Source organism: Falsiroseomonas sp. (assembly GCF_051859025.1).
Classification (GTDB): domain Bacteria; phylum Pseudomonadota; class Alphaproteobacteria; order Acetobacterales; family Acetobacteraceae; genus Falsiroseomonas.
The window spans coordinates 36,767-61,727 of record NZ_JBHYGL010000004.1 but is presented as its reverse complement, the minus strand read 5'-3'; the positions used below and the strand labels follow the sequence as shown (position 1 = coordinate 61,727).

23 protein-coding genes, 1 tRNA gene and 2 pseudogenes are annotated in these 24,961 nt (G+C 69.7%); 12 read left to right on the top strand and 14 right to left on the bottom strand.

The window, feature by feature from the left end:
- Positions 1 to 68 precede the first annotated feature (68 nt).
- Genes ACTIE5_RS07185 through tsaE form a run of 3 tightly spaced genes read right to left on the bottom strand, consistent with a single transcriptional unit; the run spans position 69 to position 2,244 of the window.
- Positions 69 to 797, bottom strand: coding sequence for a nucleotidyltransferase family protein (locus ACTIE5_RS07185; RefSeq protein ID WP_439549012.1), 729 nt, complete (start codon positions 795 to 797; stop codon positions 69 to 71).
- Positions 794 to 1,795, bottom strand: a complete 1,002-nt coding sequence (locus ACTIE5_RS07180; protein WP_439549011.1) for an aminoglycoside phosphotransferase family protein — start codon at positions 1,793 to 1,795, stop codon at positions 794 to 796. Before ACTIE5_RS07180 ends, ACTIE5_RS07185 begins: the two co-directional genes overlap by 4 nt.
- On the bottom strand, positions 1,792 to 2,244 hold the full coding sequence (gene tsaE / locus ACTIE5_RS07175) for a tRNA (adenosine(37)-N6)-threonylcarbamoyltransferase complex ATPase subunit type 1 TsaE (protein WP_439549010.1): 453 nt from the start codon (positions 2,242 to 2,244) through the stop codon (positions 1,792 to 1,794). The genes ACTIE5_RS07180 and tsaE overlap by 4 nt, the downstream gene beginning before the upstream one ends.
- A gap of 143 nt (positions 2,245 to 2,387) precedes the next feature.
- Here tsaE and ACTIE5_RS07170 point away from each other — a divergent pair, with 143 nt between their 5' ends.
- Positions 2,388 to 3,407 carry an NAD(P)/FAD-dependent oxidoreductase gene (locus ACTIE5_RS07170; RefSeq protein WP_439549009.1) on the top strand — a complete coding sequence of 340 codons (1,020 nt, stop codon included), beginning with the start codon at positions 2,388 to 2,390 and terminating at the stop codon, positions 3,405 to 3,407.
- Positions 3,408 to 3,644: 237 nt separating this feature from the next.
- Here ACTIE5_RS07170 and trpA read toward each other — a convergent pair whose 3' ends face one another.
- The 8 genes from trpA to gtdA all read right to left on the bottom strand — a co-directional run bounded on the left by trpA (position 3,645) and on the right by gtdA (position 9,562).
- Entirely contained in the window at positions 3,645 to 4,478 is an 834-nt protein-coding gene (trpA, locus tag ACTIE5_RS07165; protein ID WP_439549008.1) for a tryptophan synthase subunit alpha, read from the bottom strand.
- 1 nt (position 4,479) lies between these two features.
- A complete protein-coding gene (trpB, locus tag ACTIE5_RS07160; RefSeq protein WP_439549007.1) occupies positions 4,480 to 5,718 on the bottom strand; it encodes a tryptophan synthase subunit beta in 1,239 nt (412 codons plus the stop codon).
- Between the two features lie 29 nt (positions 5,719 to 5,747).
- Positions 5,748 to 6,296 (bottom strand): GNAT family N-acetyltransferase, encoded by a 549-nt coding sequence (locus ACTIE5_RS07155; RefSeq protein ID WP_439549006.1) that lies wholly within the window; start codon positions 6,294 to 6,296, stop codon positions 5,748 to 5,750.
- Positions 6,293 to 6,922, bottom strand: a complete 630-nt coding sequence (locus ACTIE5_RS07150) for a phosphoribosylanthranilate isomerase (protein ID WP_439549005.1) — start codon at positions 6,920 to 6,922, stop codon at positions 6,293 to 6,295. Before ACTIE5_RS07150 ends, ACTIE5_RS07155 begins: the two co-directional genes overlap by 4 nt.
- Positions 6,923 to 6,930: 8 nt before the next feature.
- On the bottom strand, positions 6,931 to 7,644 hold the full coding sequence (gene pyrF, locus ACTIE5_RS07145) for an orotidine-5'-phosphate decarboxylase (protein ID WP_439549004.1): 714 nt from the start codon (positions 7,642 to 7,644) through the stop codon (positions 6,931 to 6,933).
- Positions 7,645 to 7,646: 2 nt separating this feature from the next.
- The gene (locus tag ACTIE5_RS07140; RefSeq protein ID WP_439549003.1) at positions 7,647 to 7,970 is read right to left on the bottom strand and encodes a lipopolysaccharide assembly protein LapA domain-containing protein; all 324 of its coding nucleotides are present in this window, start codon (positions 7,968 to 7,970) and stop codon (positions 7,647 to 7,649) included.
- 79 nt (positions 7,971 to 8,049) lie between these two features.
- Complete coding sequence (locus ACTIE5_RS07135) at positions 8,050 to 8,403, bottom strand: hypothetical protein (protein WP_439549002.1); 354 nt, start codon at positions 8,401 to 8,403, stop codon at positions 8,050 to 8,052.
- 91 nt (positions 8,404 to 8,494) lie between these two features.
- Positions 8,495 to 9,562 (bottom strand): gentisate 1,2-dioxygenase, encoded by a 1,068-nt coding sequence (gtdA, locus tag ACTIE5_RS07130; RefSeq protein ID WP_439549001.1) that lies wholly within the window; start codon positions 9,560 to 9,562, stop codon positions 8,495 to 8,497.
- Positions 9,563 to 9,685: 123 nt separating this feature from the next.
- Between gtdA and ACTIE5_RS07125 the strand changes: the two genes are divergently transcribed.
- A tRNA-Arg gene (locus tag ACTIE5_RS07125) sits at positions 9,686 to 9,762 on the top strand.
- Positions 9,763 to 10,310: 548 nt separating this feature from the next.
- Here ACTIE5_RS07125 and ACTIE5_RS07120 read toward each other — a convergent pair.
- From ACTIE5_RS07120 to ACTIE5_RS07110, 3 genes and pseudogenes are all read right to left on the bottom strand, one after another.
- Positions 10,311 to 11,104 (bottom strand): annotated as a pseudogene (locus ACTIE5_RS07120) (IS5 family transposase); the annotation flags it as partial.
- Positions 11,105 to 11,278: 174 nt separating this feature from the next.
- On the bottom strand, positions 11,279 to 11,620 hold the full coding sequence (locus ACTIE5_RS07115) for a chaperone modulator CbpM (protein ID WP_439549000.1): 342 nt from the start codon (positions 11,618 to 11,620) through the stop codon (positions 11,279 to 11,281).
- The gene (locus ACTIE5_RS07110; RefSeq protein ID WP_439548999.1) at positions 11,617 to 12,540 is read right to left on the bottom strand and encodes a DnaJ C-terminal domain-containing protein; all 924 of its coding nucleotides are present in this window, start codon (positions 12,538 to 12,540) and stop codon (positions 11,617 to 11,619) included. The genes ACTIE5_RS07115 and ACTIE5_RS07110 overlap by 4 nt, the downstream gene beginning before the upstream one ends.
- Positions 12,541 to 12,776: 236 nt before the next feature.
- Here ACTIE5_RS07110 and ACTIE5_RS07105 point away from each other — a divergent pair.
- The 10 genes and pseudogenes from ACTIE5_RS07105 to ACTIE5_RS07060 all read left to right on the top strand — a co-directional run.
- A pseudogene (locus ACTIE5_RS07105) lies at positions 12,777 to 13,232 on the top strand (cation-transporting P-type ATPase); the annotation flags it as partial.
- A gap of 59 nt (positions 13,233 to 13,291) precedes the next feature.
- Positions 13,292 to 15,292: an HAD-IC family P-type ATPase gene (locus ACTIE5_RS07100; RefSeq protein WP_439548998.1), complete on the top strand. Its 2,001-nt coding sequence runs from the start codon at positions 13,292 to 13,294 to the stop codon at positions 15,290 to 15,292.
- A gap of 173 nt (positions 15,293 to 15,465) precedes the next feature.
- Positions 15,466 to 16,353: a universal stress protein gene (locus ACTIE5_RS07095; protein WP_439548997.1), complete on the top strand. Its 888-nt coding sequence runs from the start codon at positions 15,466 to 15,468 to the stop codon at positions 16,351 to 16,353.
- Between the two features lie 107 nt (positions 16,354 to 16,460).
- A complete protein-coding gene (locus ACTIE5_RS07090; RefSeq protein ID WP_439548996.1) occupies positions 16,461 to 17,618 on the top strand; it encodes an efflux RND transporter periplasmic adaptor subunit in 1,158 nt (385 codons plus the stop codon).
- Positions 17,619 to 17,659: 41 nt separating this feature from the next.
- Positions 17,660 to 18,841, top strand: a complete 1,182-nt coding sequence (locus ACTIE5_RS07085) for an ABC transporter permease (protein ID WP_439549095.1) — start codon at positions 17,660 to 17,662, stop codon at positions 18,839 to 18,841.
- Positions 18,834 to 19,526 (top strand): ABC transporter ATP-binding protein, encoded by a 693-nt coding sequence (locus tag ACTIE5_RS07080; protein ID WP_439548995.1) that lies wholly within the window; start codon positions 18,834 to 18,836, stop codon positions 19,524 to 19,526. The genes ACTIE5_RS07085 and ACTIE5_RS07080 overlap by 8 nt, the downstream gene beginning before the upstream one ends.
- A 9-nt stretch (positions 19,527 to 19,535) precedes the next feature.
- Positions 19,536 to 21,806, top strand: a complete 2,271-nt coding sequence (locus ACTIE5_RS07075) for a heavy metal translocating P-type ATPase (protein ID WP_439548994.1) — start codon at positions 19,536 to 19,538, stop codon at positions 21,804 to 21,806.
- Positions 21,807 to 21,899: 93 nt separating this feature from the next.
- On the top strand, positions 21,900 to 22,550 hold the full coding sequence (locus ACTIE5_RS07070) for a BON domain-containing protein (RefSeq protein WP_439548993.1): 651 nt from the start codon (positions 21,900 to 21,902) through the stop codon (positions 22,548 to 22,550).
- Positions 22,551 to 22,626: 76 nt separating this feature from the next.
- The gene (locus tag ACTIE5_RS07065) at positions 22,627 to 23,184 is read left to right on the top strand and encodes a hypothetical protein (protein ID WP_439548992.1); all 558 of its coding nucleotides are present in this window, start codon (positions 22,627 to 22,629) and stop codon (positions 23,182 to 23,184) included.
- Between the two features lie 27 nt (positions 23,185 to 23,211).
- Positions 23,212 to 24,957 (top strand): PHA/PHB synthase family protein, encoded by a 1,746-nt coding sequence (locus ACTIE5_RS07060; protein WP_439548991.1) that lies wholly within the window; start codon positions 23,212 to 23,214, stop codon positions 24,955 to 24,957.
- Positions 24,958 to 24,961 lie beyond the last annotated feature (4 nt).

Below are 24,961 nucleotides of genomic sequence, written 5' to 3'. Positions count from 1 at the left end.
CAGGGCTCCGGCGGTGACGCCCTTGGCGGCCGCATGAAGGGTTGGCGTGGCGGCTTCATGCGGCCGCTTCAGAAAAGGGCGGTGAGCATGCCCGCGCGCAGCATCGTCTCCGCCCGGTCCAGGTCGCGCGGCGTGGACAGGTGGAACCAGGCGCCGTCATGCACCAGGCCGAACATGCGCCCTTCCTCGATCGCGCGGTCGAAGAGCAGGTTCAGCGAGAAGGGGCCGGGCGGGGCATCCCGGAACAGGCGGGGCGAGAGGATCTGCACGCCGCCGAAGAGGTAGGGGGAGATCTCCCGCTCCTTCGGCCGGCGCACGCGGCCGAGCGGGTCCAGCAGGAAGTCGCCGCGCCCGACCTCTCCATCCACCTGGGCGGTGCGGACCAGCAGCAGCAGCGCGTCCATCTCCGCATCGTCGAAGGCGGCGGAGAGGCGATCGAGCGCCGGGGTCGGGCCGTCCAGCCAGAAGGCGTCGCCATTGATGACGGCGAAAGGCGCCTCGCCCAGATGGGGCAGCGCGTTGGTGATGCCGCCGCCGGTTTCCAGCAGCACATCCTCCCGCAGCACCAGGCGGCCGGGCGCATCATGCGCGCCGACGGATTCGGCCACCTGGTCGGCGAAGTAATGCGCATTCACCACGTGGTGGGTCACGCCCGCGGCGGCCAGGCGATCCAGCGCATGGTGCAAAAGGCTGCGGCCTTCCAGCGGCAGCAGCGGCTTCGGCCGGTCATCCGTCAACGGCCGCATGCGGGTGCCGAGGCCGGCGGCGAGCACCATGGCGTGGGAGAGGGCGATCATGCCGTGGCGTCCTGAAGAACGAGGGGATTCTGTCGCATGGAAGGCGGCACATGCGCATCCAGGAAGTCGCGCAGCGGTGCCGTGGCGGGGTGAGTCAGCGCGCGGCCCAGCTGCGCCCAGCAGCGCGGGCCGTGGATGAGGTAATGCGGCTTCCCGTCCCGCCGCGCCAGCCGCACCCACAGCGCCGCGACGCGCAGATGCCGCTGCGCCGCGCAGGCCGCCATGGCGGCGCGGAAATCACCGGCATCGAGGTCCGGCCGCAGCGCCAGATAGCGCGCGATGCAGGCCTCCCGCAGGCCCTGGTCCACGTCCCGCCGGGCATCCTCGGTCAGGGAGACGAGGTCATAGGCGGGGTGGCCGATGGCGGCGTCCTGGAAATCGAGGATGCCGACATCGCGCGGCGCCGCGCGATCCGCCAGGGGCATGAGGTTGGCGGGGAAATAGTCGCGGTGGACGAAGCCGGTTCCCTGGAAAGGCGCGAGCATGGCGCGCATCGCGGATTCAAAGGCCGCAGCGATGTCCGCGGAGGGCGCCGCGCCGAAGGCCGCCGGCCACCACCACTGAAGAAAAGTGGCGCCGGCGGTTTCCGTCATGCGGTCGATGCCCCATGCCGGAAGGCCATCCGGCGGGGCCACGGCGTGCAGCCGGGCCAGCGCCGCCGTCGCGGCGAGGTAATGGGGCGCTGGGTCGTCCCCGGCATCGAGCAGCTGCGCCACCGTGGATGCGCCGAAATCCTCGACCAGGCAGAAACCGCGCGTCACGTCGGCCGCGATGATGGCGGGCGCCGAGAGCCCGGCATCGCGCAGATGCGCGGCGATGGCGAGGAAGGGGCGCAGATCCTCCTGCGGCGGCGGCGCGTCCATCAGCAGCACGGGGCGCGGGCCGCCGCGCAGCCGGGCGTAGCTGCGGAAGGAGGCATCGGCCGGCAGCGGCGCGTAATCCGCCGCGCCATAGCCATGCTCCGCCAGGAAGGACGCCGCCTCCGCCGCCCGCATCATGCCGTCAAATCCCTGATCCGCCCGTCCCATCCCGCCAACGTCGCCACGCGCGAATCCTCCGTGGCACCAGGCGCCAGGGTGATGACCAGGGCGTTGTCGGGCCGCCAATCGCCAAGGCGGTCGGGCCATTCCACCAGCACGATCCCGTCCCGCGCCTCCTCCCACCCCAGCTCCGCCAGGCCGCCGGGGCCATCCAGGCGCCAGAGGTCGAAATGGAAGGCGGGGCCGGCGGGCAGGTCGTAGGACTGCACCAGGGTGAAGGTGGGCGATGGCACCTCCAGCGCCGGATCGCCGGATGCAGCGCGCAGGAAGGCACGGGCGAAGGCGGATTTGCCGGCGCCGAGCGGGCCTTCCAGCAGCACCGCATCCCCGGGCCGGGCGCGCCGCGCGACACGGGCGGCCAGCGCGGCGGTGGCGGTTTCATCGGGGAGGTGCAGCGTGAGCGACATGAGGGCCCAATCTGCCCTCCCCCACCCCCCTGGCACAAGCGCGGGCGTTCCCAATTTGATCTGGCGCCCCGGCCATGGGGGGCCTTGATCGCGACGGATGCTTCGTCCAAGGGGGCGCGACGATCGGAGTGGGGACTGAGCGCATGACCGCAGTGGTCGAGACGGATGTGGCGATCATCGGCGCCGGCCCCGTGGGGCTGTTCGCGGTGTTCGAATGCGGGATGCTGCGGATGAAGACCGTGGTGATCGACGCGCTGGAGGAGATCGGCGGGCAATGCGCCGCGCTCTATCCGGAGAAGCCGATCTTCGACATCCCCGCCCATCCCGAGATCGCGGGCGCGGACCTCATCGCGCAGCTCCACAAGCAATGCGCGCCCTTCAACCCCCTGCTGATGATGGGCCGTCGCGTCGATGCCCTGCGGCAGGAGGATGGGGGCTTCGTGCTGGCGACCAGCACGGGCGACACCATCCGCTGCAAGGCGGTGGTAGTGGCGGCCGGCGCCGGCGCCTTCGGCCCCAACCGCCCGCCGCTCGATCGCCTGGCGGAGTTCGAGGCCACCGGCGGCGTGCGCTACATGGTCAGCCGGCGTGAGGATTTCCGCGGCAAGCAGGTGGTGATCGCGGGCGGCGGCGACAGCGCGGTGGATTGGGCACTCAGCCTCAAGCAGATCGCCGCCAAGGTCACGGTGGTGCATCGCCGCGACAAGTTCCGCTGCGCGCCCGAAAGCGCGGCCCAACTCAAGCAGGCGGCCGAACGCGGCGAGATCGAGCTGGCGATTCCCTACCAGCTGCACGGGCTGGAAGGCGAAGGCGGCCAGCTGACCGGCGTGTCGCTGGCCACGCTGAAGGGGGAGGTGAAAACCGTTCCGGCGGACCACCTGCTGGCCTTCTTCGGGCTGTCCATGGAACTCGGCCCGATCGCGGATTGGGGGCTCGGGCTGGAACGCAGCCATATCGCGGTGACGCCCTCCTCCTGCGAGACGAACATCCCCGGCGTGCACGCCATCGGCGACATCGCGACCTACCCGGGGAAGCTGAAACTGATCCTGCAGGGCTTCTCGGAAGCCGCCATGGCCGCCCACGCCATCCACCCGCGCGTCTTCCCGGGCGAGGCACTGCACTTCGAGTACAGCACGAGCAAGGGCCTGCCCGTCGCGAGCTGAGGGCGGCGCTTGTGGCCCGCGGGGGAACGCCGTTCCCCCGCACCCCCATGCCAAGGGCCAGCGGGCCCTTGGGAACCCATGAAATGATCGGCGGGTGAAGGGAGGGGCACGGAGCGAGCGCCGAACAGGCACGCGTTCCAGGCCCCTCCCTTCACCCGCCGATAAAACCTCGCGGTCCAGGGTCCCGCTGGACCCTGGCAGGGGGTGCAGGGGGACAGCGTCCCCCTGCTGCTTGCCTCACGCCGCGACCTTCCGCGCCGCCCGCACGGCCTGCGCCAGGCCGCTGACCTGCGCCAGCACGTTCTTCACGGTGTCCGGGCCTGCGCGGCCTTCGGCATCGAGGCTCGCGGCCAGCGTATCCACCAGGGCGGTGCCGACCACGGCGCCGTCGGCGGCCTTGGCTGCCTGCGCCGCCTGATCGGGCGTGCGGATGCCGAAGCCGATGGCGACGGGCAGGTCGGTATGGCGCTTAAGGTTCGTGATGGTCGGCGCCATCGACGCATAGTCCGCGCTGCGCGTGCCGGTGATGCCGGTGATGGCGACGTAGTAGATGAAGCCCGTGGTGGCGGCGAGAACCTTGGGCAGCCGTGCCTCATCGGTCGTGGGCGCGATCAGGCGGATCAGGTCGAGGCCGTTGGCGGTTGCATGCGGCTCCACCTCATCGGCTTCCTCCGGCGGGACATCGACGATGATGAGGCCGTCGGCGCCGGCCTTGGCGGCGTCCTCGCAGAAGCGCTGCACGCCATAGGTGAGGATCGGGTTGTAGTAGCCCATCAGCACCACGGGGGTGGTGTCGTCCAGCGTGCGCAGGCTGCGCACCAGGTCGAGCACGCCGGCCACGGTGGCGCCGGCCTTCAGTGCGCGCTGCCCGGCCTTCTGGATCGACGGGCCATCCGCCATGGGATCCGTGAAGGGCACGCCCACCTCGATGACATCGGCGCCGGCCGCGGGCAGGCCGTGCAGGATGGCGCGATAGGTTTCCCGGTCCGGATCGAAGGCCTGGAGGTAGGTGACGAGTGCGCCGCGGCCTTCCTGGCGGAGGGCGGCGAACTTGGCGGCGATGCGGCTCATCTCAGATATTCTCCCCGAGGTGCTTGGCCACGGTGAAGATGTCCTTGTCGCCGCGCCCGCAGAGATTCATCAGCATGATGCTGTCGGCCGGCATGGTGGGCGCGGCCTTGATGACATGGGCCAGCGCGTGCGCGGGCTCCAGCGCCGGGATGATGCCTTCCTGGCGGGAGCAGAGCTGGAAGGCTTCCAGCGCCTCGTCATCCGTCGCGCCCACGTATTGCACGCGGCCGATCTCATGCAGCCAGGAGTGTTCGGGGCCGACGCCGGGATAGTCGAGGCCGGCGGAGATGCTGTGCGCTTCCGTGATCTGGCCGTCACCATCCTGCAGCAGGTAGGTGCGGTTGCCATGCAGCACGCCGGGCCGGCCGCGCGACAGGGCGGCGGCGTGCTCATGCGTGTCGAGGCCACGCCCGGCCGCTTCGACACCGACCATGGCGACATCCTTGTCGTCGAGGAACGGATAGAACAGGCCCATGGCGTTGGAGCCACCGCCGACGGCGGCGACGAGCACATCCGGCAGGCGGCCTTCCGCTTCCAGCATCTGCGCGCGGGCTTCGGTGCCGATCACGCTCTGGAAGTCGCGCACCATGGCGGGATAGGGGTGCGGGCCGGCGACGGTGCCGATGCAGTAGTAGGTGTCGTGCACATTCGCGACCCAGTCGCGAAGGCCTTCGTTCATCGCGTCCTTCAGCGTGGCGGCGCCGGAGGTGACGGGCACGATTTCCGCGCCCAGCAGCTTCATGCGGAAGACGTTGGGCTGCTGCCGCTCCACATCGGTGGCGCCCATGTAGACCACGCAGGGCAGGTCCATCAGCGCGCAGGCGGTGGCGGTGGCCACGCCATGCTGGCCGGCGCCGGTTTCCGCGATGATGCGCGTCTTGCCCATCTTCTTCGCCAGCAGGATCTGGCCGAGCACCGCGTTGATCTTGTGCGCGCCGGTATGGTTCAACTCATCACGCTTGAAATAGACCTTGGCGCCCTTGCCGGGTTCCGCGTTCTTGCGGAGGTGGGCGGTGAGGCGTTCCGCGAACCAGAGCGGGCTCGGCCGGCCGACATAATGCGTGAGCAGCCGGCGCCATTCCGCCTGGAAGGCCGCGTCCTTCTTGGAGGCCTCGTAGGCGGCCTCGACCTCGAGGATCAGGGGCATCAGGGTCTCGGCGACGAAACGGCCACCGAATTCACCGAAGCGGCCGCGGCCGTCAGGACCCTGGCGAAGGGAATTGGGAAGGGGCTTGTTCACGGGCATTATTCCTGGGCGTCGGGCCGTCTTTAGCGCAGGGCGGCGGAAGGGTCACGGGCAGGTGGGAGCGTTGCGAGATCGCGCCAGACATAGGCGGTCTCGGAAATGGCGTGGCCGCTGTGGAAGCCGGTGTCGCTGGCGCCGGGGATGGCGCCCGTGGCGACGTAGAAGGCGCGGGCCTGGTGGTTGGCGTCCAGCACCCAGGCGGCGGCATCCGTGATGCCCTCCGCCATCAGGCGGGAAGCGCCCGCCCGCAGCAGCGCCAAGCCGATACCCCGCCGCTGGGCCTGGCGCAGCAGGTAGAGGCCGGAGACCTCGCCCCTTGTCCCCAAGGCCGGCTCCCTCGCGGGGCAGACGCTGACGAAGCCGAGGATGGCGCCGGCTTCCTCCGCCAGCAGGGTGCCGCCTTCCAGCAGGGGCTCCGCCAGGTTGCGGGCCCAGGCGGCACGGCGGCGGGCGGGGTCCGCCATCTCCTCGAACAGGGCAGCGGGCACAAGGCCGGGGTAGGTCTCGGTCCAGGACCGGGCGTGCATCTCCCCGATCGCGGGGGCGTCGGCGCGCGTGGCTGGGCGGATCACGCCGCGCGGGCGGCCGCCACGAAGGCCGCGACCCGCGCCGGATCCTTCACGCCGCGAGAGGCCTCGACGCCGGAGGACACATCGACGCCAGGCGCGCCGGAGACGCGGATGGCCTGCGCCACGTTATCCGGCGTCAGGCCGCCGGCCAGCAGCCAGGGGCGCGGGATGGCGCGGCCGGCCGTCAGCGTCCAGTCGAAGGGCGCGGCATTGCCGCCGGGCAGCGGCGCGCCGGGGGGGGCCTTAGCGTCCAGCAGGAAGCGATCCACCACCGGGGCATAGGCCGCCAGGGCATCGAGATCGGCGGCGGCGGCGATGCCGAGGGCCTTCATCACGGGCAGGCCGAAGCGGGCGCGCACCGCGGCGCAGCGATCGGGCGTTTCCTCTCCGTGCAGTTGCAGGACATCGAGTTTCACGGCGGCCAGGGTTTCCGACAGTTGCTCGTCGGAGGGGTCAACGAACAGCCCCACCCGCAGCGGGCCGCCGGTGACGGTGACGGACAAAGCCGCCGCCTGGGCGGGCGTGACCGCGCGCGGCGAGGGCGGGAAGAACACAAACCCGAGGAAATCGGCACCCGCCGCCGCGCGCATCGCCGCTTCGTCGTTGATGCCGCAGATCTTGACCAGCATCGGCGCGCCTACCAGCCCAGCGCGGTCGCGATGCCCCGCGCGGCGGCGCCGGGGTCCGCCGCCTTGGTGATGGGGCGGCCGACCACGACCCAGGTCGCGCCCGCCGCCGCCATCGCCTCCGGCGTCGCGGTGCGGGCCTGGTCGTCGGCCGCGCTGCCGGCGGGGCGGATGCCGGGCACCACCAGGGCGGGGCCATCGCCCAGCGAGTCGCGGAGGGCCGAAACCTCCCGCGGCGAGCAGACCAGGCCGTCGGCGCCGGCGGCGACCGCCAGGCGGCCCAGGCGCAGAACCTGCTGCATGGTGCCGCCGGCGACGCCGATCTCGCTCAGCGCCGCGGCATCGATGCTGGTCAGGACCGTCACGGCCAGGATTTTCGGGCGGTTCGGGCCGCCGGCCTTTTCCGCCGCCTCCCGCGCCGCCGCCACCATGGCCGCGCCGCCGGCGGCATGGATGGTGATCCAGGCCGCGCCGAGCGGCGCCAGCGACCGGATGGCGCCGGCCACGGTGTTGGGGATGTCGTGCAGCTTGAGGTCGAGGAAGACCGGGCGATGCGCCGCGATCCGCCGCACCGCCGGCGCGCCTTCCGCCGAGAACAGCTCCAGCCCGACCTTCAGCAGCCCGGCGGAGGGCGCGACGGCCCGCGCCCATGCCTCCGCCGTCGCCAGGTCAGGCGCATCCAGCGCGACGCAGAGGCCACAGGGCGCGTTCCGGGTGGTGGTCATGGTCACGGTGTGGGGGCCGGCAGGCGGCCGAGATCGGCGTCACGCTTCGCCTGCTCCTCCCGCGCCTTGTAGCCGGCAAGCTCGGCTTCCATCAGGCGGGCGGCGTTCTGGAGTTCCCGCGCCCGGCGGCGGGCCGGCAGCGCCGCCGCCCAGGCGATGGAGGCCCCCAGCAGGAAGCCCACGCCCGACAGCAGCAGCACGGCGATGCCGAGCGGCGAGGCCCAGCCGAGGTCGAAGGGCCACAGGCGCATCTCGACCTCCTGCGTGTTCGACAGGGCGAAGAGCGCGATCAGGATCAGCAGCGGCAGGAACAGGACCCAGCGCATGGCTATTCATTCTCCAGGCACGGGCCGTTCCTACGCGTCCGGGCGGCGGACGGGAAGCGTCCCCCCGCCACGCCGGGGATCAAACCGCCAGCAGCATGTCCTCCACCCGGCCCGCATCGTCCCGCGGGACCTTGAGGCGGAGTTCCAGCCCCTCGATCTCCGTGCAGTTGCGGTCGAGCGGCACCGCGCGGACCAGGTTCTCCAGCGCGAGCTTGGCGGATTCGGCATCCGGGAAGTGGCGGGACAGGGTCACGGGGTGCGGGGTATGCGCGTGCGATCCGCCCATCATGTCCTGCGGCGGCACGGCGCGGGCGCCCTGCGTCGCGGTGCCGGCGGGCGCGTCACTGGCAGGGAAGCTGTCCATCACGCCCTTCTCGACATTGCTGTCAGACGTGTTCTCGGGCCGCTCCTTGGGGCTGGTCGGGTTCGGCATGGGGGTTCCTCCGGGCTGGGAGCCACCAGGACCGGTGGCGATGCCCGGGGAACGCGGCCCGGGTGCGCGGGGTTGCCGCGCACCGAAACGGCTACAGCCTGGCTTCGCGATAGAGGCCGAGCTTCTGCTGCGCGGCCGCATCCGAATAGCCGAACAGCACCAGGTCGGACGCCGCGGAGAGCACCAGGCTGGACCAGGAGGGCACGACCAGCAGGTCGCGCTCCGCCAGCGCGAAATCCTGGTCGCCGATACGGGCCGTGCCATGGCCCTCCACCACCACCAGCACCATGGCGTCGGTGGACCGGCGCGGGCGGGTGGCGAAGCCGGCGGGCAGCAGGCGGACATGGGCGGCAATCGTCGGCATCACCGGCCCGCCATCAGCCGGGTTCACGAATTCGAGGGCATGGCCCAGATGCGGATCGGGGTCGCCCGCCCGCGCCATGGCCGCCAGGCTGTCCCGCCATTCGGCATAGGGGTAGTGGAACATGGGCTGGTGCGCCGGGCGCCGGGCCGCGGCCGTGCCGGCGAAGGGGCGCAGGTTGCGGCCGTAGCGCGCCGCGGTGTCCCCCGCCGGCGCCGTTTCCGCATGCGCCATGGCGCCATCCGGCAGGCGTTCGGCGAAGCTGGCGGCGAAGTGGCGCACCGTCGGGATGTCCAGCCCATCCAGCCAGATCATCGGCGCCGCGCTGGTGTTGCCGTGGTCATGCCACTGCCAGTTCGGCGTCAGCACCAGGTCGAAGGGGCGCATCACCGCCTTTTCACCGTCGAGCGCCGTGAAGGCACCGTCGCCCTCCATCACGAAGCGCAGCGCGCATTGGGTGTGGCGGTGGCAGGGCGCGACCTCTCCCGGCAGGATCAGCTGCAGCCCCGCATAGAGGCTCGTGGTGACGGAGGAGGAGGCGGGCAGGCCCGGATTCTCCAGGATCAGCACCCGGCGCTCCGCCTGTTCGGCGGAAATCAGGTCACCGGCCCGCATCAGGTGGTCCCGCGCATCCCCGTAGTGCCAGAGATGGGGGCGGACGGGGGAGGAGGGCGTCGGCGTGACCAGGGCCGCCAGCACTTCCCACAAGGGAAACAGGTGCTTGGGCGCCATTTCGGCATAGAGCGCCTGGAGCAGCGCCTTCGGGTCATTCGTGCCGGTCGGCAGCGCGTCTGTCATGGGTCGGGACCCTCCCCTTCATTGCCGCGAAGGGTAGCCGAGGCGGGGCTTCTGGTGAAATGCCCGCGCATGGTGACGCCGGGGCTTCCTTCGGCCGCCGGCATTGGCTATGGAGGGGATGCGGGACCCGTAGCTCAGCTGGATAGAGCGTTGCCCTCCGAAGGCAAAGGTCGTACGTTCGAATCGTATCGGGTCCGCCATATTTTCACGCACTTACGGTCGATAACAGCTCAGATACGGAAGCTGTTTCCCGTGCAAAGCGCGATTTTCAAGTACTGAACAAGTCTAGGTAGAGAACGTCGAAGGAACGGGCCTAACAGGCCCATCCTTCGCAGTCTGAATTATGTCGCGGTAGCAGCTTCCGCCACGAATTGCGGGCACAGGTGCCCATAGACCCGACCAATTATCTCCTTAGAGGTATTGGTCTTCAGGCAACTCGCTCCAACGTCTTGCAGCATCCACGTGATGGATGAGTGCCTCAGAGTCCGTTTGAGAATGCCGGCGGCTGAGGGTTCGCGAGGGATTTTTTGTGCTGGGTAGGAGCCGGACGCAGCCGATGCTGGTTGCATCGGCCAGTCCGGAGACGCACCCAGCGCGGAAAAGCCCAGCGAAACCGACCCGCCGGTGTTCTCAAACGGTCTCTCAGGACGTGCGCGCTGATTTCTTCGATGCGAGCGCGCTTGCAAGCCGCCGCCATGGCCGTCTCAGAGCCCATCCGGGAAGTTCGGATACACGCTGAGGGCTTTGCGGCCAGCCGTCGCAGCATGATGCGGATCATGGCCATGCGGACGAAGGCGGCGGCGAGGCGGCGGTTGCGGTTGACCCATCCGATGGTTCACTCCGTGATCCAGCGCTTCGGCAGCACGACGAGTTTGTGTTTGTCGTAGTGGCGGACCATCTTGATCTTCCACCTGCCGGTGCGGGCGACAGCGGCAGCCATCTTCGGCCCCTGATAGCCCGCGTCGCCAATGATGCGCTTGACGAAGGGGAACAGCCTGCGCGCCTGACGCAGCAGCGGTTCGGCGCCGTCTCGGTCCTGCACGTTGGCGGGATGGACGATCACAGCGAGCAGCATGCCGATGGTGTCGGTCAGCAGGTGGCGCTTGCGGCCGACGACCTTCTTGCCCGCGTCGTAGCTGGACGGGTCGAGCGTAGAGCCCCTTTTTGCGCCGCCTTCGCCGTCTGGCTGTCGATGATTGCCGTCGTCGGGCTGGCCTCGAGCCCCGCCTGCTCGCGCACCGCGACGTAGAGCGCGTGGTGGAGGCGCTCGATGGTGCCTTCCCATTCCCAGCGCGAGAAGTAGTCCCACACCACGCTCTTCGGTGGCAGGTCCTTCGGCAGCGCCTGCCACTGACAGCCAGTCGAGAGCACGTAGAACACCGCGTTGAGCACCTCGCGCACATCCACCTTGCGCTGCCTGCCGCCGTGCTTCGCGGGCCGGATCACCGGTGCCACCAGTGCCCACTCCGCATCCGTGAGGTCAGACGTATGGCGCAGCCCGCGCCGGTCCGCCGCACGCCGATACTCTGCCGTCCACGCCATTGCCTGCCACCACGAATCATCCGCAGGAAGCCGCGAATCACATCCGATTCAGGCGATTCAATTCCGTTCCGGATGGGATCTTTTCCCATAGCGAATTCAGACAGTGCGACGATCCTCCGCGACCTGCGTCACCGGATTCAGCCGGCGGCGTTGTAGCGTGCGCCGGGTCCCGGTTCAGCCGCCTTCCGCGCGGTCGTGTCTCTGCGCCGCATCCAGCACCGCGCGCAACACCGGCTCGGGCTGCGCCTCGATCGCAGCGGTCAGCGCCCGAAGCGTCCGGCGCGCGTCATAGAGCTGGTCGAGCAGCGAGAGCACGAGCGGAACCGTCTCCGCGTCGATCTCCAGCGTGACATGCAGCTCGACCAGCAGCGTCAGGCGGGCGACATCGACCTCGGTCAGCAGCCATCCGCCGCCAGGCGCGGGTTCCGCGCGCAGCCATTGGCGCTCGATCCAGAGCGTAGCGTCCTGCGGGAGCAGGTCGGGAAAGCGGCCACACACCTCCTCAAGCGCAATCATGCGACCATCCCCGCCCGCGGGTCGCGGGCATCCTGCGGCGTCCAGTCCGTCAGGAACGCCTCCAGTGCCGGCTCCGGCCCTGCCGGCAGTTGCACCTTCAGCACCACCACCTGGTGGCCGCCCTTCACGCCGCGGCCACGAAGCCGCAGCCGCTGGCCGTCCACCGCATGGGCCGGGATGGCCAGCGCGACCGGGCCGGAAATTGTCGGTACCTCCACCCTGGCGCCCAGCACCGCCTCCTTCAGCGTGACCGGCAGGTCGAGCAGGATATCGTCGCCCTCCCGCCGGAAAAAGCGATGCGGCTCGATCTCCACCGTGGCGAGCAGGTCGCCGCCGAGCGCTCCCGCTTCGCCAGGCAGCCCCTGGCCGGCGAGGCGAAGCACTGTGCCATCCTCCGTCCCGGCGGGGATGGTCAGCTGGACGGCTCGGTCGTCGGGCAGGGTGATGGTGCGCACGGCGCCGCGCGCCGCATCCAGGAAGGAAAGGCGGAGCGTTGCCTGGACGTCAGCGCCACGCCTCGGCCCACGCGGCTGCCGCCCGCCGCCACGGAAGGCGCGGGCGAGGAAGTCCTCGATGTCGCTCTCCCCAAAGCCGTCCTGCGCTTCGAAGCCACCGGGGCGGGAACGGTAGCGAGCGCCGCCGGCGGTCTCGGCATAGTCGCGCCAACGCCCGGCCTGCGCATCTGGCGGTGCCTGCTCGGCTCCCGCGGCATCGATCTCTCCACGGTCGAAACGGGCGCGCTGCTCAGGGTCGGCAAGCAGCGCCTGGGCGGCGCTGATCTGCTTGAAGCGCGCCTCGGCCTCCGGCTTGTCCGGGTTGGCATCGGGATGCCACTGCTTGGCGAGACGCAGATACACCTTGCGGATCTCCGCGGCCTCGGCGTCGCGCGCGACGCCGAGGATCGTATAGGGATCATCCACGCGCGCTTACCCCCGGCCGCGGATTATCGGCGCCGCAGGGTAGCACCGGGCGGTGTCACTGGCCCAGCGGTCTGGCAGGACTTGGCCCGAACTCCCCAAGCGTTGATGAGCGTCCAGCCGCGCCCTCAGCTGGATTGTCCATCGTGCTTCCAGCGCTCAGTCAACACGATCGCTGCGCCGCGCGCATTCAGCCCGCCTGTCCTCGCGTGTTCCACTATGTTGCCGAGACGATTGACATGGCGCTGCTTGCGGAACCCTTCTGGACTGTTCCTCGGGACAGCCTGACCACGCGCCTCGGCAGCGACCTTCTCGGGCTCTCGGCGGCGGAGGCCGAACGACGATTGATCGAGGCCGGTCCCAACACCATCGCGGACCGGGCCAGGATGGAGATCGCAGCGAAGATCGGGCGGCGGCTGATCGAACCACTTGTGGCCATCCTGCTGGTGGCGGCACTCGTCTCCGGCCTGCCTGGGGACTGGCCTGGCTTCGCCTGCATCGTCGCCGTGTCGGTCGGGCTCGCCGTGGTCCAGGAAGACAGGGCCGAGCTCGCGGCGGATCGACTGCGCGACAGCGTCGCCGTCAGGGCGTCCGTGCAGCGCGATGGTCAGATCGTGATGCTGGCAGTCGAGCAGATCGTCCCCGGCGATGTCGTGGACCTCAGCGCCGGCGGCCTGGTCCCTGCTGACGGCATCCTGCTGGAGAGCCGCGGCACCCAGGCCAACGAGGCACTGCTGACCGGGGAGCCCTACCCGTGGGCAAGCGTGTCGGCACAAGCGACGCCAGCAGCCCCGCCGAGGCCTTCAACGCGGTCTTCCCAGGCACCGCCATCGTGGCCGGCAGCGCCACCATGCTTGTCGTCGCCACGGGCCGCGCGACACGGCTGGGTGCGGTGGCGGCCTCGCTGGCCCTGCGGCGCCCGCCGACGGCGTTCCAGAAGGGGCTGCACGGGCTCGGGGTGCTCATCCTGCGGCTGACGGCGTTCCTGGTGCTGTTCGTCCTGCTGGCGCATCTCGACTTCCATCGGCCGCCGCTGGAGAGCTTCCTGTTCGCCGTGGCGTTGGCCGTCGGCCTCACGCCCGAACTCCTGCCCATGGTGACCACGGTCACCCTCTCCCGCGGGGCCATGCGGATGGCGCGGCAGCAGGTCGTGGTGAAGCGCCTGGCGGCCATCCACGACCTCGGCGCGATGGATGTGCTGTGCACCGACAAGACCGGCACGTTGACGGAGGCGAAGATCATTCTGGCCGACGCGACCGGGCCGGACGGAGCGCCCTCATCCCGCGTCCTGGACCTCGCCGCGCTCAACGCCGGGCTAGCGACCGGGGTGCCGACGACGCTGGACGCCGCCATCCTGTCCGCCAACCCGCCGGCGCCAGGATGGCGCGTGCTGGCGGAGGCGCCCTTCGGCTTCGAACGGCGGCGTTCCTCCCTGCTGTGCGAACGGGGCGACGAACGCATCCTGGTGGTCAAGGGAGCACCCGAGGCTGTTCTCGCCGCCTGCACCAGCACCGAGGGCCCGGACGGCGCGCGGTTGCCGATGACGGAAGCCGTGCGTGCCGGTCTGCTCGCACGGGCCGTTGTCAGGGGTGGCGAAGGTTTCCGCCTGCTCGGCGTCGCCTGGCGCCCCATGCCGGAGGGCGACACCATCGAGGGGCCGGAATCGGAGGCCGACCTTGTCTTCTCGGGCTTCTGCGCCTTCCTCGACCCCGCCAAACCCTCCGCCGCTGCGGCGATCGCGCGGCTTGGCGCCCTGGGTGTGCGGGTCAAGATCGTCTCGGGCGACGCCGCGCCGGTGCTGCTGCATGTCGTGACGTTCCTCGGCCTCCCCTGCAAGGGGTTACTGACGGGGGAGGAGATCGAGGCGCTCGACCACCCCGGGCTGGTTGCGCGGGTGGAGGAGGTGGACCTCTACGCCCGCGTGTCGCCGGACCAGAAGCGGCGGGTGATCCTGGCCTTGAAGGCACGCGGCCATACCGTCGGCTTCATCGGGGATGGCATCAACGACGCGCCGGCGATCCACGCCGCCGATGCCGGCCTTTCCGTGGAAGGCGCGACCGAGGTCGCGCGCGCCGCTGCCGACCTGATCCTGCTGGCGCCTGACCTCGGCGTGCTGGCGGACGGTGTGGAGGAAGGGCGGCGGACCTACGCGAACATCATGAAGTATGTGCGGATGGGCACGTCGTCCAACTTCGGCAACACGTTCTCCATGGCCGCGGCCTCGCTGCTCATTCCCTTCCTGCCCTTGCTGCCGGCGCAAATCCTGCTGAACAACCTGCTCTACGATCTGTCGGAGATGGGCATTCCCTTCGATGCGGTGGAAGCGGAGGACGTGGCCAGGCCGCATGGCTGGGACATGGCCGCGGTACTGCGCTTCACGCTGGTCATGGGGCCGCTCTCCTCCGTCTTCGACTTCGTGACCTTCGGCATCCTGCTCTGGGGTTTCGGCGCTACGCCGGAGGAATTCCGCACGGCGTGGTTCATCGAGAGCATGGCGACGCAGGTCCTCGTCATCTTCCTGATCCGCACCCACGGGAGGGCCTGGAAGGCGACGGCACCCCACCCCACACTGATTGCAACCTCCCTTTCTGCTCTGGCGGTGGCCTTCGCATTAGCGCTCGGCCCGCTGGCGCCGATGCTGGGATTCGCGCCGCTCTCGGGCGTGCTGCTGGCGGTGATCGCGGCGCTGGTTTTGGGCTACCTCGTGGCGGCCGAGGCGCTGAAGCGCCTGTCCATCGGCGCCGATCCGGTCTGACGCCCTCAGGGTCCGCGGCCCCCTCTGCCCATCGCGCGGTCCCTCCGTAGTTTCCGAGGATGCCGCACGGCATGCCCGACGCGCTACCTAGGGGGCGAGTGGGCCACCTGCCGCGCGGGCTGGTCACCGCGCGATCCCGCGCCGCCTCATCATCGCCCATGATCGGACACCCCATGTTCAAGCACATCCTGCTCCCCGCCACTGGCGATGCGAGTGATGACATGGTCTTCACTACCGCACTGGCCGCCGGCCTCGGCGCGCCGACGCACCTGGCCTTCCTCCATGTGCGGCAGGACCCCATCGCCGCCGCCGTCGGGATGGCGGGGGGTGGCATGGATGGTGGCTATGGCGTCAGCATGCTGATCGAGACGATCGAGCGTGACGATGTGGTTGCCGAGGCCGCCGCCCGGGCCGCCTTCGGCGCCTTCTGCGCCAAGTCTGACCTCGTCGTGGGAGCCGGGTCGCAATCCGGGCACGGCACCGCAGCGCTGACGGTGGAGACCGGCGCGGAGAGCGCAAGCCTCATCGAGCATGGCCGCACAGCAGACCTTGTCGTGATCGGCCGCCTGCGGGGCATGGGCGAAGTGGAGCTTGGCCGCCTGCAGGACGTGCTCTGCGGCATCGGCCGTCCGCTGCTGATCGCGGCGGATTCGTGCCCGACTTCCCTGCTGGACACGGTCGTCATCGCCTGGAAGGACACGGCCGAGGCCGCACGCGCGGTTGCGGTCGCCATGCCATTCATCACCCGCGCGCTTCGCGTGCTGGTGATGACAGTGGGCGAGGAGGCATCGCCCGAGAGCGCGCCGAACGCACTGAGCGTCGCCTCTCGCGACCGGCTGGTGGCGACCCTGTCCCGGCATAACGCCAACGTTCAGGCCTGGCACGTGCCGCTAGACGACGGCGCCGCTGCCGACGCCCTGCTGGCTGCCGTCGCGGATGCCCGCGCCACGCTGCTTGTCATGGGCGGCTACGGGCATGGCCAGCTCCGCGAAATGGTCTTCGGCGGCTTCACGCGCAGCGTGCTGGGCGGGGCGGCCATACCCGTGCTGATGATGCATTGAGCACTGTGGCAGTTGCGGCAGAAAGCCAGCCCAAGCCGCAGCCAGCGGCAGGCAGCACTGGGTGGCAGCGCCGCACCGCCACCCATTGGCCATGGTTCCTGCTGGCGATGCCCCTTCTGATCCTGGGCGGCTTCCTGGCGCCGAGGTTGATCCTGGGGCCCGTCCTGGTGGCAGAACCCGTGACGCGCGGCACCCTGCTGCGCAGCGTGGTCGCCACAGGCCGCGTCACCACGCCCTATCGCGTGGCGATCGGCAGCCAGGTCACCGGCACCGTGGCGGATATCCCGGTGCTTGAAGGGCAGGACGTTGCGCTCGGCCAGGTCCTGATCCGGCTGGAGGCGGGGGAGTTGCAGGCGTTCCTGGCACAGGCCCAGAGTGCCGTCATCCAGGCGGAGACGCAGCTGCATCACCTCACCGATGTGACTCTCCCCGTGGCGGTGCGGACACTGGCCCAGGCGGAGGCCACCCTGCTCAACGCGCAACGCCAGTTCTCCCGCAGCGAGCAGTTGCAGGCGAGCGGCTTCGCGACGCGGGCGGCGCTCGACGAAGTACGGGTGGCACGCGATGTCGCCGCAGCGCAGATGGAGGCGGCGCGCATACAGCTCGCCGGCAATACGCCCGGCGGCACGGATGAGGTTCTGGCCCAGGCCGTCCTGACCCAGGCGAGGGCCAGCCTGCGAGCCGCGCAGTCGCGCCTCTCCTACGCCACCATCACCGCCCCGGTCGCCGGCACCCTGATCGCGCGCAGTGTCGAGCGCGGCGACGTGGTGCAGGCCAATACGCCGTTGATGACGTTGTCTCCCCGTGCGGCGCCGCAGCTTGTGGTGCAGATCGATGAGCGAAACCTCGGCCTGATCGCGATCGGCCAGAAGGCGCTCGCCTCGGCCGATGCCTATCCGCAGGAGAAGTTTGCCGCCTCGGTGGCCTACATCAACCCCTCGGTCGATCCGCAGCGCGCATCGGTCGAGGTCAAGCTCGACGTGCCCGAGCCGCCTGCGACGCTCCGCGAGGACATGACCGTCTCGGTCGACATTACGGTGGCCGAGCGCGCGGGCGTGCTGATCCTGCCCCTCTCCGCCATCCACGATCCCGCAGGCGCGGCCTGGGTGCTGCGGGTCGAGGGCGGACATGCACGACGCGTCCCAGTGCGCCTCGGCCTGCACGGCGCCCGGGCAGCGGAGATCATCGACGGGCTCCGCGAGGGAGACCTGATGCTCCCCATCAACGCACCCGTTGACGCCGGCGCCCGGGTGCGGACGCCGTGATCCGCTGGCTGCCTTTCACAGGGATTGCCGCGTTGCGCTTCATGCGTGAGGGCTGGGTCCAGACCCTCTTCATCCTGGTGGGTGTCTCGCTGGGCGTGGCGGTCACGGTCTTCGAGACCTCCGTGCTGAAGGGCGTGCAGGCGAATTTCCTGCGCCGCGTGCTGACCAGCCAGGCGCATATCGTGCTGTTGCCGCCCGATGAAGTCGCGCGCCCCCTGCGTGCCGAGGCCGGCGTTACCGAGGACGCCGCCCTGCAGCGGCCGAACCAGCGCCTGCGTTCCATCGACCAGTGGCAGACCATCCGTGGGACCGTTGCCGCTATGCCGGGCATCCGCGTCGTTGCCAGCGTCGCGGCCGGCGCCGCACTCGCAGTGCGCGGAGACGCCACGGCCGCGATCTCGATCATCGGTGCCGAACCGGAGGAGTATTTCGGCATCGTCCGCGTCCCTGAATACATCGTGGCTGGTAGGCTGCGGCTTGCCAGCGACGACATCCTGATCGGTACCGACCTGGCAACGCTCCTCGGCGTGACGGTGGGTGATCGCCTGCTCGTGACCGCGCGCACGGATACGCCGCGCTCCCTTACCATCACCGCCATCTTCGATCTCGGCAGCAAGGGCGCCAATCTGCGCACGACCTTCGTGGCCTTCCGCACCGGGCAGAGCCTTCTGGACCTGGCAGGCGGTGTGACCAGCCTGGAGATCGCGGTGAACGATGCGTTCGCCGCGGAGGCGATCGCACAGGACATCGCCGCCCGCACCGGCGTACGCGCCGATAGCTGGATCAGGACCAACGCGCAGTTCTTCACCGCCGTTCAGGCGCAGGACACCTCCAACATCGTCATCAGCGCCGCGGTCGCGCTCTCGGTCGCCTTTGGCGTGGCGAGCGTCCTGGTCGTCTCCGTCGTGCAACGGGGGCGGGAGATCGGCATCCTGCGGGCCATGGGGGCGCGGCGCGGGCAGGTGCTTCTGGTCTTCCTCATCCAGGGTGGCGTGCTTGGCATCGTGGGCGCCGCCTTGGGATCGCTGATGGGGGCCGGGCTGCTGCTGGTCTGGCACGACCGGGTGCGCCAGACCGACGGGACGGAGCTGTTCCCCTTCACGCTCGACCCGCTGCTGATCGGCGGCACCATGGTCTTCGCCGCCCTGGTCGGGGTGCTGGCCGGCATGGCGCCGGCGATGCAGGCGGCACGGCTCGACCCCGCGCTGGCGATCCGTGGCTGAGGACGCGCTCGTGCTGACCGACATCCGCAAATCCTTCAATGTCGGCAGCCCCGCCGAGGTCGAGATCCTCCACGGCATTGGCCTGACGCTGGAGCCTGGCGCCTTCTGCGCGCTGATCGGCCCCTCCGGCTCCGGCAAGTCGACGCTTCTCAACATCATCGGTCTGCTTGATCGGCCGAGCGCAGGCCGCCTCGCCATCGGCGGGCAGGCTACGCTGGGCCTGGATGATGCGGCACTGACACGGTTGCGCGGCCGCAGCATCGGCTTCGTCTTCCAGGCGCATCACCTGATCCCGGCCTTCACCGCGGTGGAGAATGTGATGATGCCGCTCCTCCTCAATCGTGGCTGGGCCGATGCCGGGATGCGCATCGCGGCGGAGGCGTTGCTCGATCGGGTCGGCATGGCTCGCTGGCGCGACGCACGGATCGCCAACCTCTCGGGCGGGCAGGCGCAGCGGGTCGCCATCGCGCGAGCCCTGATCATGGAGCCGGTGCTGGTGCTGGCTGATGAGCCGACAGGCAACCTCGACACGGCCGCCGCCGACGGGGTCTTCGACATGATGCAGGCGATGAATCGCGAACAGGGAATGACCTTCCTCATCGTCACGCATGACCCTCGGCTGGCGAAGCGGTGCGGACGGGTCATCGAGCTGGTGGACGGGCAGGTCATCGGGAGCGCCAGCTAGATGCGCCGCATGGCTCTGCTGGCCTGGGTGCTGCTCGGCCTCGCCGGTGGCGCGACCTTTCTTGCCATGGGCCGTGATGCCGCCAGCGTCTGGGTCTGGTCCATCACCGCGCTGCCGGTCGCAGCACACGTCGCGATCGGCGTCGTGCGCTCCCTTCTGGGCGGCAAGCTCGGCGTGGATCTCATCGCGCTGGCTGCCATCCTCGCCGCCGTCGGCATGGGAGAGCCGCTGACCGGCGCCGTCATCGCCCTGATGGTGGCGGGCGGCGAGGCGCTGGAAGGCTGGGCCGAAGGCCAGGCAACCCGCGCGTTGACCGCACTCATCGCGCGCGCGCCGCGACACGCCATGCGCGTGACGGCAAGCGGGGTGGAGGAGATCGCCGTCGACGCCATTGCCGTCGGCGATATCCTGCTGGTGCGGCAGGGCGAGACGGTGCCAGCCGATGGCGTGCTGCAGGACGCTGCCGCAACGCTCGACGACAGCGCCCTCACCGGCGAATCCGTCCCGATCAACCTGCTGATCGACGGCAAGCTGCGAAGCGGCGCCGTGAACGCGGGCAGCGCTTTCCGCTTCCGCGCGACCCATACGGCCGACGCCAGCAGCTATGCCGCCATCATCCGGTTAACGCGCAATGCCGCCGAAACCCGCCCGCCCCTGGCGCGGCTGGCGGACCAATGGGCGCTGGGCTTCGTAGCACTGACCGCGCTGGTGGCCGGCGGGGCCTGGGCCTGGACCGGTGATGCGGGACGCTCACTGGCGGTGCTGGTGGTCGCCACCCCCTGCCCGCTCATCCTCGCCGCCCCCATCGCCCTAGTGGCCGGCATCGGCCGCGCTGCGGCGCGTGGCATCGTCATCAAGGGCGGGGGCGCGCTGGAGCGGCTGGCACGCGTCCAGACCGTGCTGTTCGACAAGACCGGGACCCTCACCACCGGGCATCTGCGGCTCGCGGCGATGGATGTCGCGGGCGGGATGGACCGTGATGCGGCGCTGCGCCTGGCGGGCATCCTGGCGCAGGGCTCGACGCACCCTGTTTCGGAGGCGCTGGCAGAAGCGGCGCGCGGGCGCGGGCTCGATCTCCCGTTACTGGCAGCGCCGGAGGAAGCCGCCGGCGGCGGTGTCGCCGGCGAGATCGACGGCGGGCACCTGCTGCTGGGCAGCCAGGCCTTCCTGGCCAAGCGCGGCGTGGCCGACCTCGCGGGATTGGGTGCCTCGGCCGCCATGGTGGCCGTCACCGGCTCGGTCTCCTGGCTGGCGCGGGACGGTGAGGCCGTTGCCGTCTTCGTGCTGGCGGACAGTCTGCGGCCGGAAGCACCGAGGACACTGCGCGCCCTGCGCGCGCTCGGGGTCACGCGAATGGTAATGCTGACCGGGGATCGCGCCGCTGCCGCCGCACCCATCGCCGCATCCCTGCGGCTCGATGCGGTCCAGGCGGATTGCAGCCCAGCGCAGAAGATCGCCGCGGTGCAGTGGGAATCGGCCAAGGCCGCCACGGCCATGGTGGGCGACGGCATCAACGACGCGCCGGCCCTGGCCGCCGCCGGCGTAGGCATTGCCATGGGCGCACAGGGCACGGCGGCCGCCGCCGAAGCGGGCGATGTGGTGCTGCTGGTTGACCGGCTGGACCGCATCGCGGACGCGATCACCATCGCGCGGCGCAGCAGGCGCGTTGCCCTGCAGGCCATAGCCCTCGGCATGAGCCTTTCTGCACTCGCGATGGCCGCGGCAGCCGCGGGCTTCCTCACGCCGCTGGCCGGCGCGGTGCTCCAGGAGGGCATAGACGTCGCGGCGATACTGCTGGCCCTTACCGCGCTCCGTCCCGGCTGGGGCGGGTCGGCGCCCGCACCGCTGCCCGCTTCGGCAGGGCTCGCGGAGCGCCAGGCCGAACACGCAGCCCTGCGCGGCCTCGCCGAGGCGCTGCGGGACGCAGCCGACACCATAGGCACAGGACAGGAAGCGCTGCCCGCGATCCAGCTTCTGGAAGCACGCCTGAAGAATGAACTCCTGCCGCATCAGCGCGCGGAGGAAAGCACGCTTTATCCTCTGGCGGCGCAGCGCCTCGGTGGGGTGGATCCGATGGGCCCATTGATCCGCATGCACACTGCCATTGAAGTGCTGATCGCCCAGATCGGCAATCTTCTTGCCGTTGCGCAGGGCAGCGAAGGCTGGTCCATCGCCTCTGGCCCACTCCAGCGCAGTCTGTTCGAACTGGAAGCGATGCTCAGCCTGCACCTCAACATCGAAGAGGAGCAACTGGCGGAGTTAGGCGGCGCGTCTCCGTAGTTTCCGACTCTGCCTCGGCCAGGCGGAGGGCGCTTAAGGATCGGTGCCAGTGAGCGGATTCGCTCATTGCGTACAGCGATCCAGGAGCTTCCCATGACGAATGATAGCCAACTCAAGCAGGCAGTCCTCTCCGAACTGAGCTGGGAGCCGAGTGTCGACGCCGCCCATATCGGCGTCACCGCCAAGGCTGGCGTCGTGACCCTGATGGGTCATGTCGCGACCTACGGCCAGAAGCAGGCGGCCGAGACGGCAACGCGCCGCGTGAAGGGTGTGTCGGCTGTCGCGGAGGAGATCGAGGTGAAGCTGCCCTTCGACACGGAGCGCGGCGACGACGACATCGCCGCGGCCGTCGTCGACCGGCTGAGCTGGGACGCCTCCGTGCCGCGCGACCGGGTGAAGGTGAAGGTCGAGAAGGGCTGGGTGACGCTGACCGGCGAGGTCGACTGGTACTACCAGAAGAGTGCGGTGGAACAGGAAATCCGCTGGCTGATGGGCGTGGTCGGCGTTTCAAACCAGATCACCATCAAGGTGCGGCCGGACACCGGCAAGATCAGCGATGATATCCGCCACGCCCTGCACCGTTCCTGGCTGTTCGACAGCAAGACCATCAAGGTCAGCGCAACGGACGGCAACATCCGTCTGAGCGGTACCGTCCGGTCGCCCTATGAGCGCCAGGTTGCGTCGAACACCGCCTGGGCCGCGCCCGGCGCCACCGCCGTCGAGAACGACCTGCTCGTCGTCTGATGCTTGCCGCGCTGCGCTGTCCCGGGTGACCGGGACGGCGTGGCCGGTACGTCCCTCAATCCGCCAGGAGCCTTCCATGGACAAGACCGATACGGTCGTCGCCATCTTCAGTGAACATCCCGCTGCCGACGCGGCGGTCAAGCAGCTGGCTAGCGCTGGCTTCGCGCTGAACCGGCTCAGCGTGGTGGGCAAGGGATACCACACCGAAGAGACGGTCGTGGGCTTCTACAACACCGGTGACCGCGTCCGCTTCTGGGGGTCGCGCGGCGCGCTCTGGGGCGCGCTTTGGGGCCTGTTCGTCGGTGGGCTGTTCATCACCATCCCCGTCGTCGGCCCCTTGGTCCTGCTCGGGCATATCGCGGTGACCGCCATCATGGCGATCGAGAACGCGGTGCTGCTGGGCGGCCTCTCGGCGCTTGGGGCTGCGCTGTTCAGCGTCGGCATCCCGAAGAACAGCGTGCTGCAGTATGAAGCCGCGGTGAAGGCGGACAACTTCCTCGTCATGGCGCATGGCACCGCCGACGACGTCGCCCGCGCGAAGGCCGTCCTGGGCACCCTGAAGCCCGCCCGTCTCGACACGCATGCGGTCACGCCGTTGGCGACGCCTGAGGTGATCGCCCTCGGCGCGGCCTGATCGACCAGAACCTTGGGAGTGGATGTCATGCCGGATGATACAAGGCCAATCCGTGTGATCGTACCGCGCCAGGGTGTTTTCGCTCCAGGCGCGCAGACGACCACGGCGGCGGATCTCGACCGGATCTTGCACGCATGGCAGGGGCGCTTCACCGGCGGACATTCACCCAGCACGACCACCCTTGCCTTCCTGGACTGGGCGGCACACGCCCTTAACGCGCCGTTCCAGACAGCCGGCCTGGGACGTACCGCCGTTGAACACTGGCAGCGTCTGGCGCAGATCGCGCTGGGTACCGAGGCCATGCTGCCTCTGCCGGACGGCGATCATCGGTTCACCAACCCTGCCTGGTCGCAACCGCCTTACAATCTTGTTGTGCAGGCGGTACTGCTCGGCGAACAATGGTGTGACAGCGTCGTACAGACTCCCGGCGGCATGGACCCGGGCAACCGCCGCATTCTTGGCTTCAACACACGTCAGTTTCTCGATCTGATCTCACCCTCGAACTGGCCCTGGTTCAACCCCGAGGTAACGGCGGCGACGCGCAACACCGGCGGGCGGAACCTGTTGTCCGGTCTCGATAATCTTCTTCGGGACCAGGCCCGCGCTCGCGGCATTCCGCAGCAGGACGACCATTTCCGCCCCGGCGTCGACGTGGCCGCGACGCCCGGCAAGGTGGTGCTGCGCAATGAGCTGATCGAGCTGATCCAGTACACGCCTACCACGCCGCTGGTCGGTGCCGAGCCGGTACTGATCGTACCCGCCTGGATCATGAAGTACTACATACTGGACCTGTCGCCAGGCAATTCGATGATCCGCTGGCTGGTCGGCCAGGGCCGCACCGTCTTCGTCATCTCCTGGCGCAATCCCGATGCGTCGATGCGCGATACCGCGCTCGACGACTATCGCAGCAACGGTGTCATGGCAGCGATCGACGCCGTCCAGGCGATCTGCGGGCCTGCCAGGATCCACGCCACCGGCTACTGCCTGGGCGGTACGCTGCTGGCCATCGCGGCGGCCGCCATGGCCCGCGGTGGCGACGGGCGGCTAGCGAGCCTGACACTCCTCGCCGCGCAAACCGACTTCACCGAGGCCGGCGAACTGCAGCTGTTCATCACCGAGGACCAGCTCGACTTCCTCGGAGACATCATGTGCGCCCAGGGCACGCTCAGCCCCGAGCAGATGGGCAGCGCCTTCCAGATGCTGCGCTCCAACGACCTGGTCTGGTCGCAGGGTATCCGCGACTACCTGCTGGGTGAACGCGAGATGCCCAGTGACCTGATGGCCTGGAACAGCGATGGCACGCGGCTGCCGGCACGCATGCATATCGAATATCTGCGAGACCTGTTCCTGAACAACAACCTCGCCGAAGGGCGCCTGCTTGTAGGCGACCGGCCAGTCGCGCTCGGCGATGTGAAGCTCCCCATGTTCGTCGTCGGGACGGAACGCGACCACATCGCCCCCTGGCGTTCCGTCTTCAAGCTCCACCTGCTCAATGACGGCGCGCTGACCTTCGTGCTGACTTCGGGCGGCCACAACGCCGGCATCGTGAGCGAACCGGGGCATCCCCATCGCAGCTACCGCATCCGGCTGCGGGCGCACGATGCGCGGACGCTGGGGCCCGATGAATGGCGCGCCGCGACTTCCCCGCAGGACGGGTCCTGGTGGCTCGCCTGGGATAAGTGGCTGGAGGCGCAATCCAGCCTGCGGGTGGCTCCGCCGCCCATGGGCGCCGCGCTGTGCGACGCGCCGGGCGACTACATGCGGGAACACTAGGCGC

Coding starts and splice junctions, on each gene's coding strand:
- ACTIE5_RS07135 (WP_439549002.1), bottom strand. CDS start 8,403: ATGCCGAACCCGACCAGCCCCAAGGAGCGGCCCGAGAACACGTCTGAC.
- trpA (WP_439549008.1), bottom strand. CDS start 4,478: ATGAGCCGCATCGCCGCCAAGTTCGCCGCCCTCCGCCAGGAAGGCCGC.
- ACTIE5_RS07075 (WP_439548994.1), top strand. CDS start 19,536: ATGGCTCTGCTGGCCTGGGTGCTGCTCGGCCTCGCCGGTGGCGCGACC.
- ACTIE5_RS07065 (WP_439548992.1), top strand. CDS start 22,627: ATGGACAAGACCGATACGGTCGTCGCCATCTTCAGTGAACATCCCGCT.
- ACTIE5_RS07070 (WP_439548993.1), top strand. CDS start 21,900: ATGACGAATGATAGCCAACTCAAGCAGGCAGTCCTCTCCGAACTGAGC.
- ACTIE5_RS07140 (WP_439549003.1), bottom strand. CDS start 7,970: ATGCGCTGGGTCCTGTTCCTGCCGCTGCTGATCCTGATCGCGCTCTTC.
- tsaE (WP_439549010.1), bottom strand. CDS start 2,244: ATGTCGCTCACGCTGCACCTCCCCGATGAAACCGCCACCGCCGCGCTG.
- ACTIE5_RS07115 (WP_439549000.1), bottom strand. CDS start 11,620: ATGATTGCGCTTGAGGAGGTGTGTGGCCGCTTTCCCGACCTGCTCCCG.
- ACTIE5_RS07090 (WP_439548996.1), top strand. CDS start 16,461: ATGCCCCTTCTGATCCTGGGCGGCTTCCTGGCGCCGAGGTTGATCCTG.
- ACTIE5_RS07180 (WP_439549011.1), bottom strand. CDS start 1,795: ATGATGCGGGCGGCGGAGGCGGCGTCCTTCCTGGCGGAGCATGGCTAT.
- gtdA (WP_439549001.1), bottom strand. CDS start 9,562: ATGACAGACGCGCTGCCGACCGGCACGAATGACCCGAAGGCGCTGCTC.
- ACTIE5_RS07085 (WP_439549095.1), top strand. CDS start 17,660: ATGCGTGAGGGCTGGGTCCAGACCCTCTTCATCCTGGTGGGTGTCTCG.
- pyrF (WP_439549004.1), bottom strand. CDS start 7,644: ATGACCACCACCCGGAACGCGCCCTGTGGCCTCTGCGTCGCGCTGGAT.
- ACTIE5_RS07150 (WP_439549005.1), bottom strand. CDS start 6,922: ATGCTGGTCAAGATCTGCGGCATCAACGACGAAGCGGCGATGCGCGCG.
- ACTIE5_RS07185 (WP_439549012.1), bottom strand. CDS start 797: ATGATCGCCCTCTCCCACGCCATGGTGCTCGCCGCCGGCCTCGGCACC.
- ACTIE5_RS07170 (WP_439549009.1), top strand. CDS start 2,388: ATGACCGCAGTGGTCGAGACGGATGTGGCGATCATCGGCGCCGGCCCC.
- ACTIE5_RS07095 (WP_439548997.1), top strand. CDS start 15,466: ATGTTCAAGCACATCCTGCTCCCCGCCACTGGCGATGCGAGTGATGAC.
- ACTIE5_RS07060 (WP_439548991.1), top strand. CDS start 23,212: ATGCCGGATGATACAAGGCCAATCCGTGTGATCGTACCGCGCCAGGGT.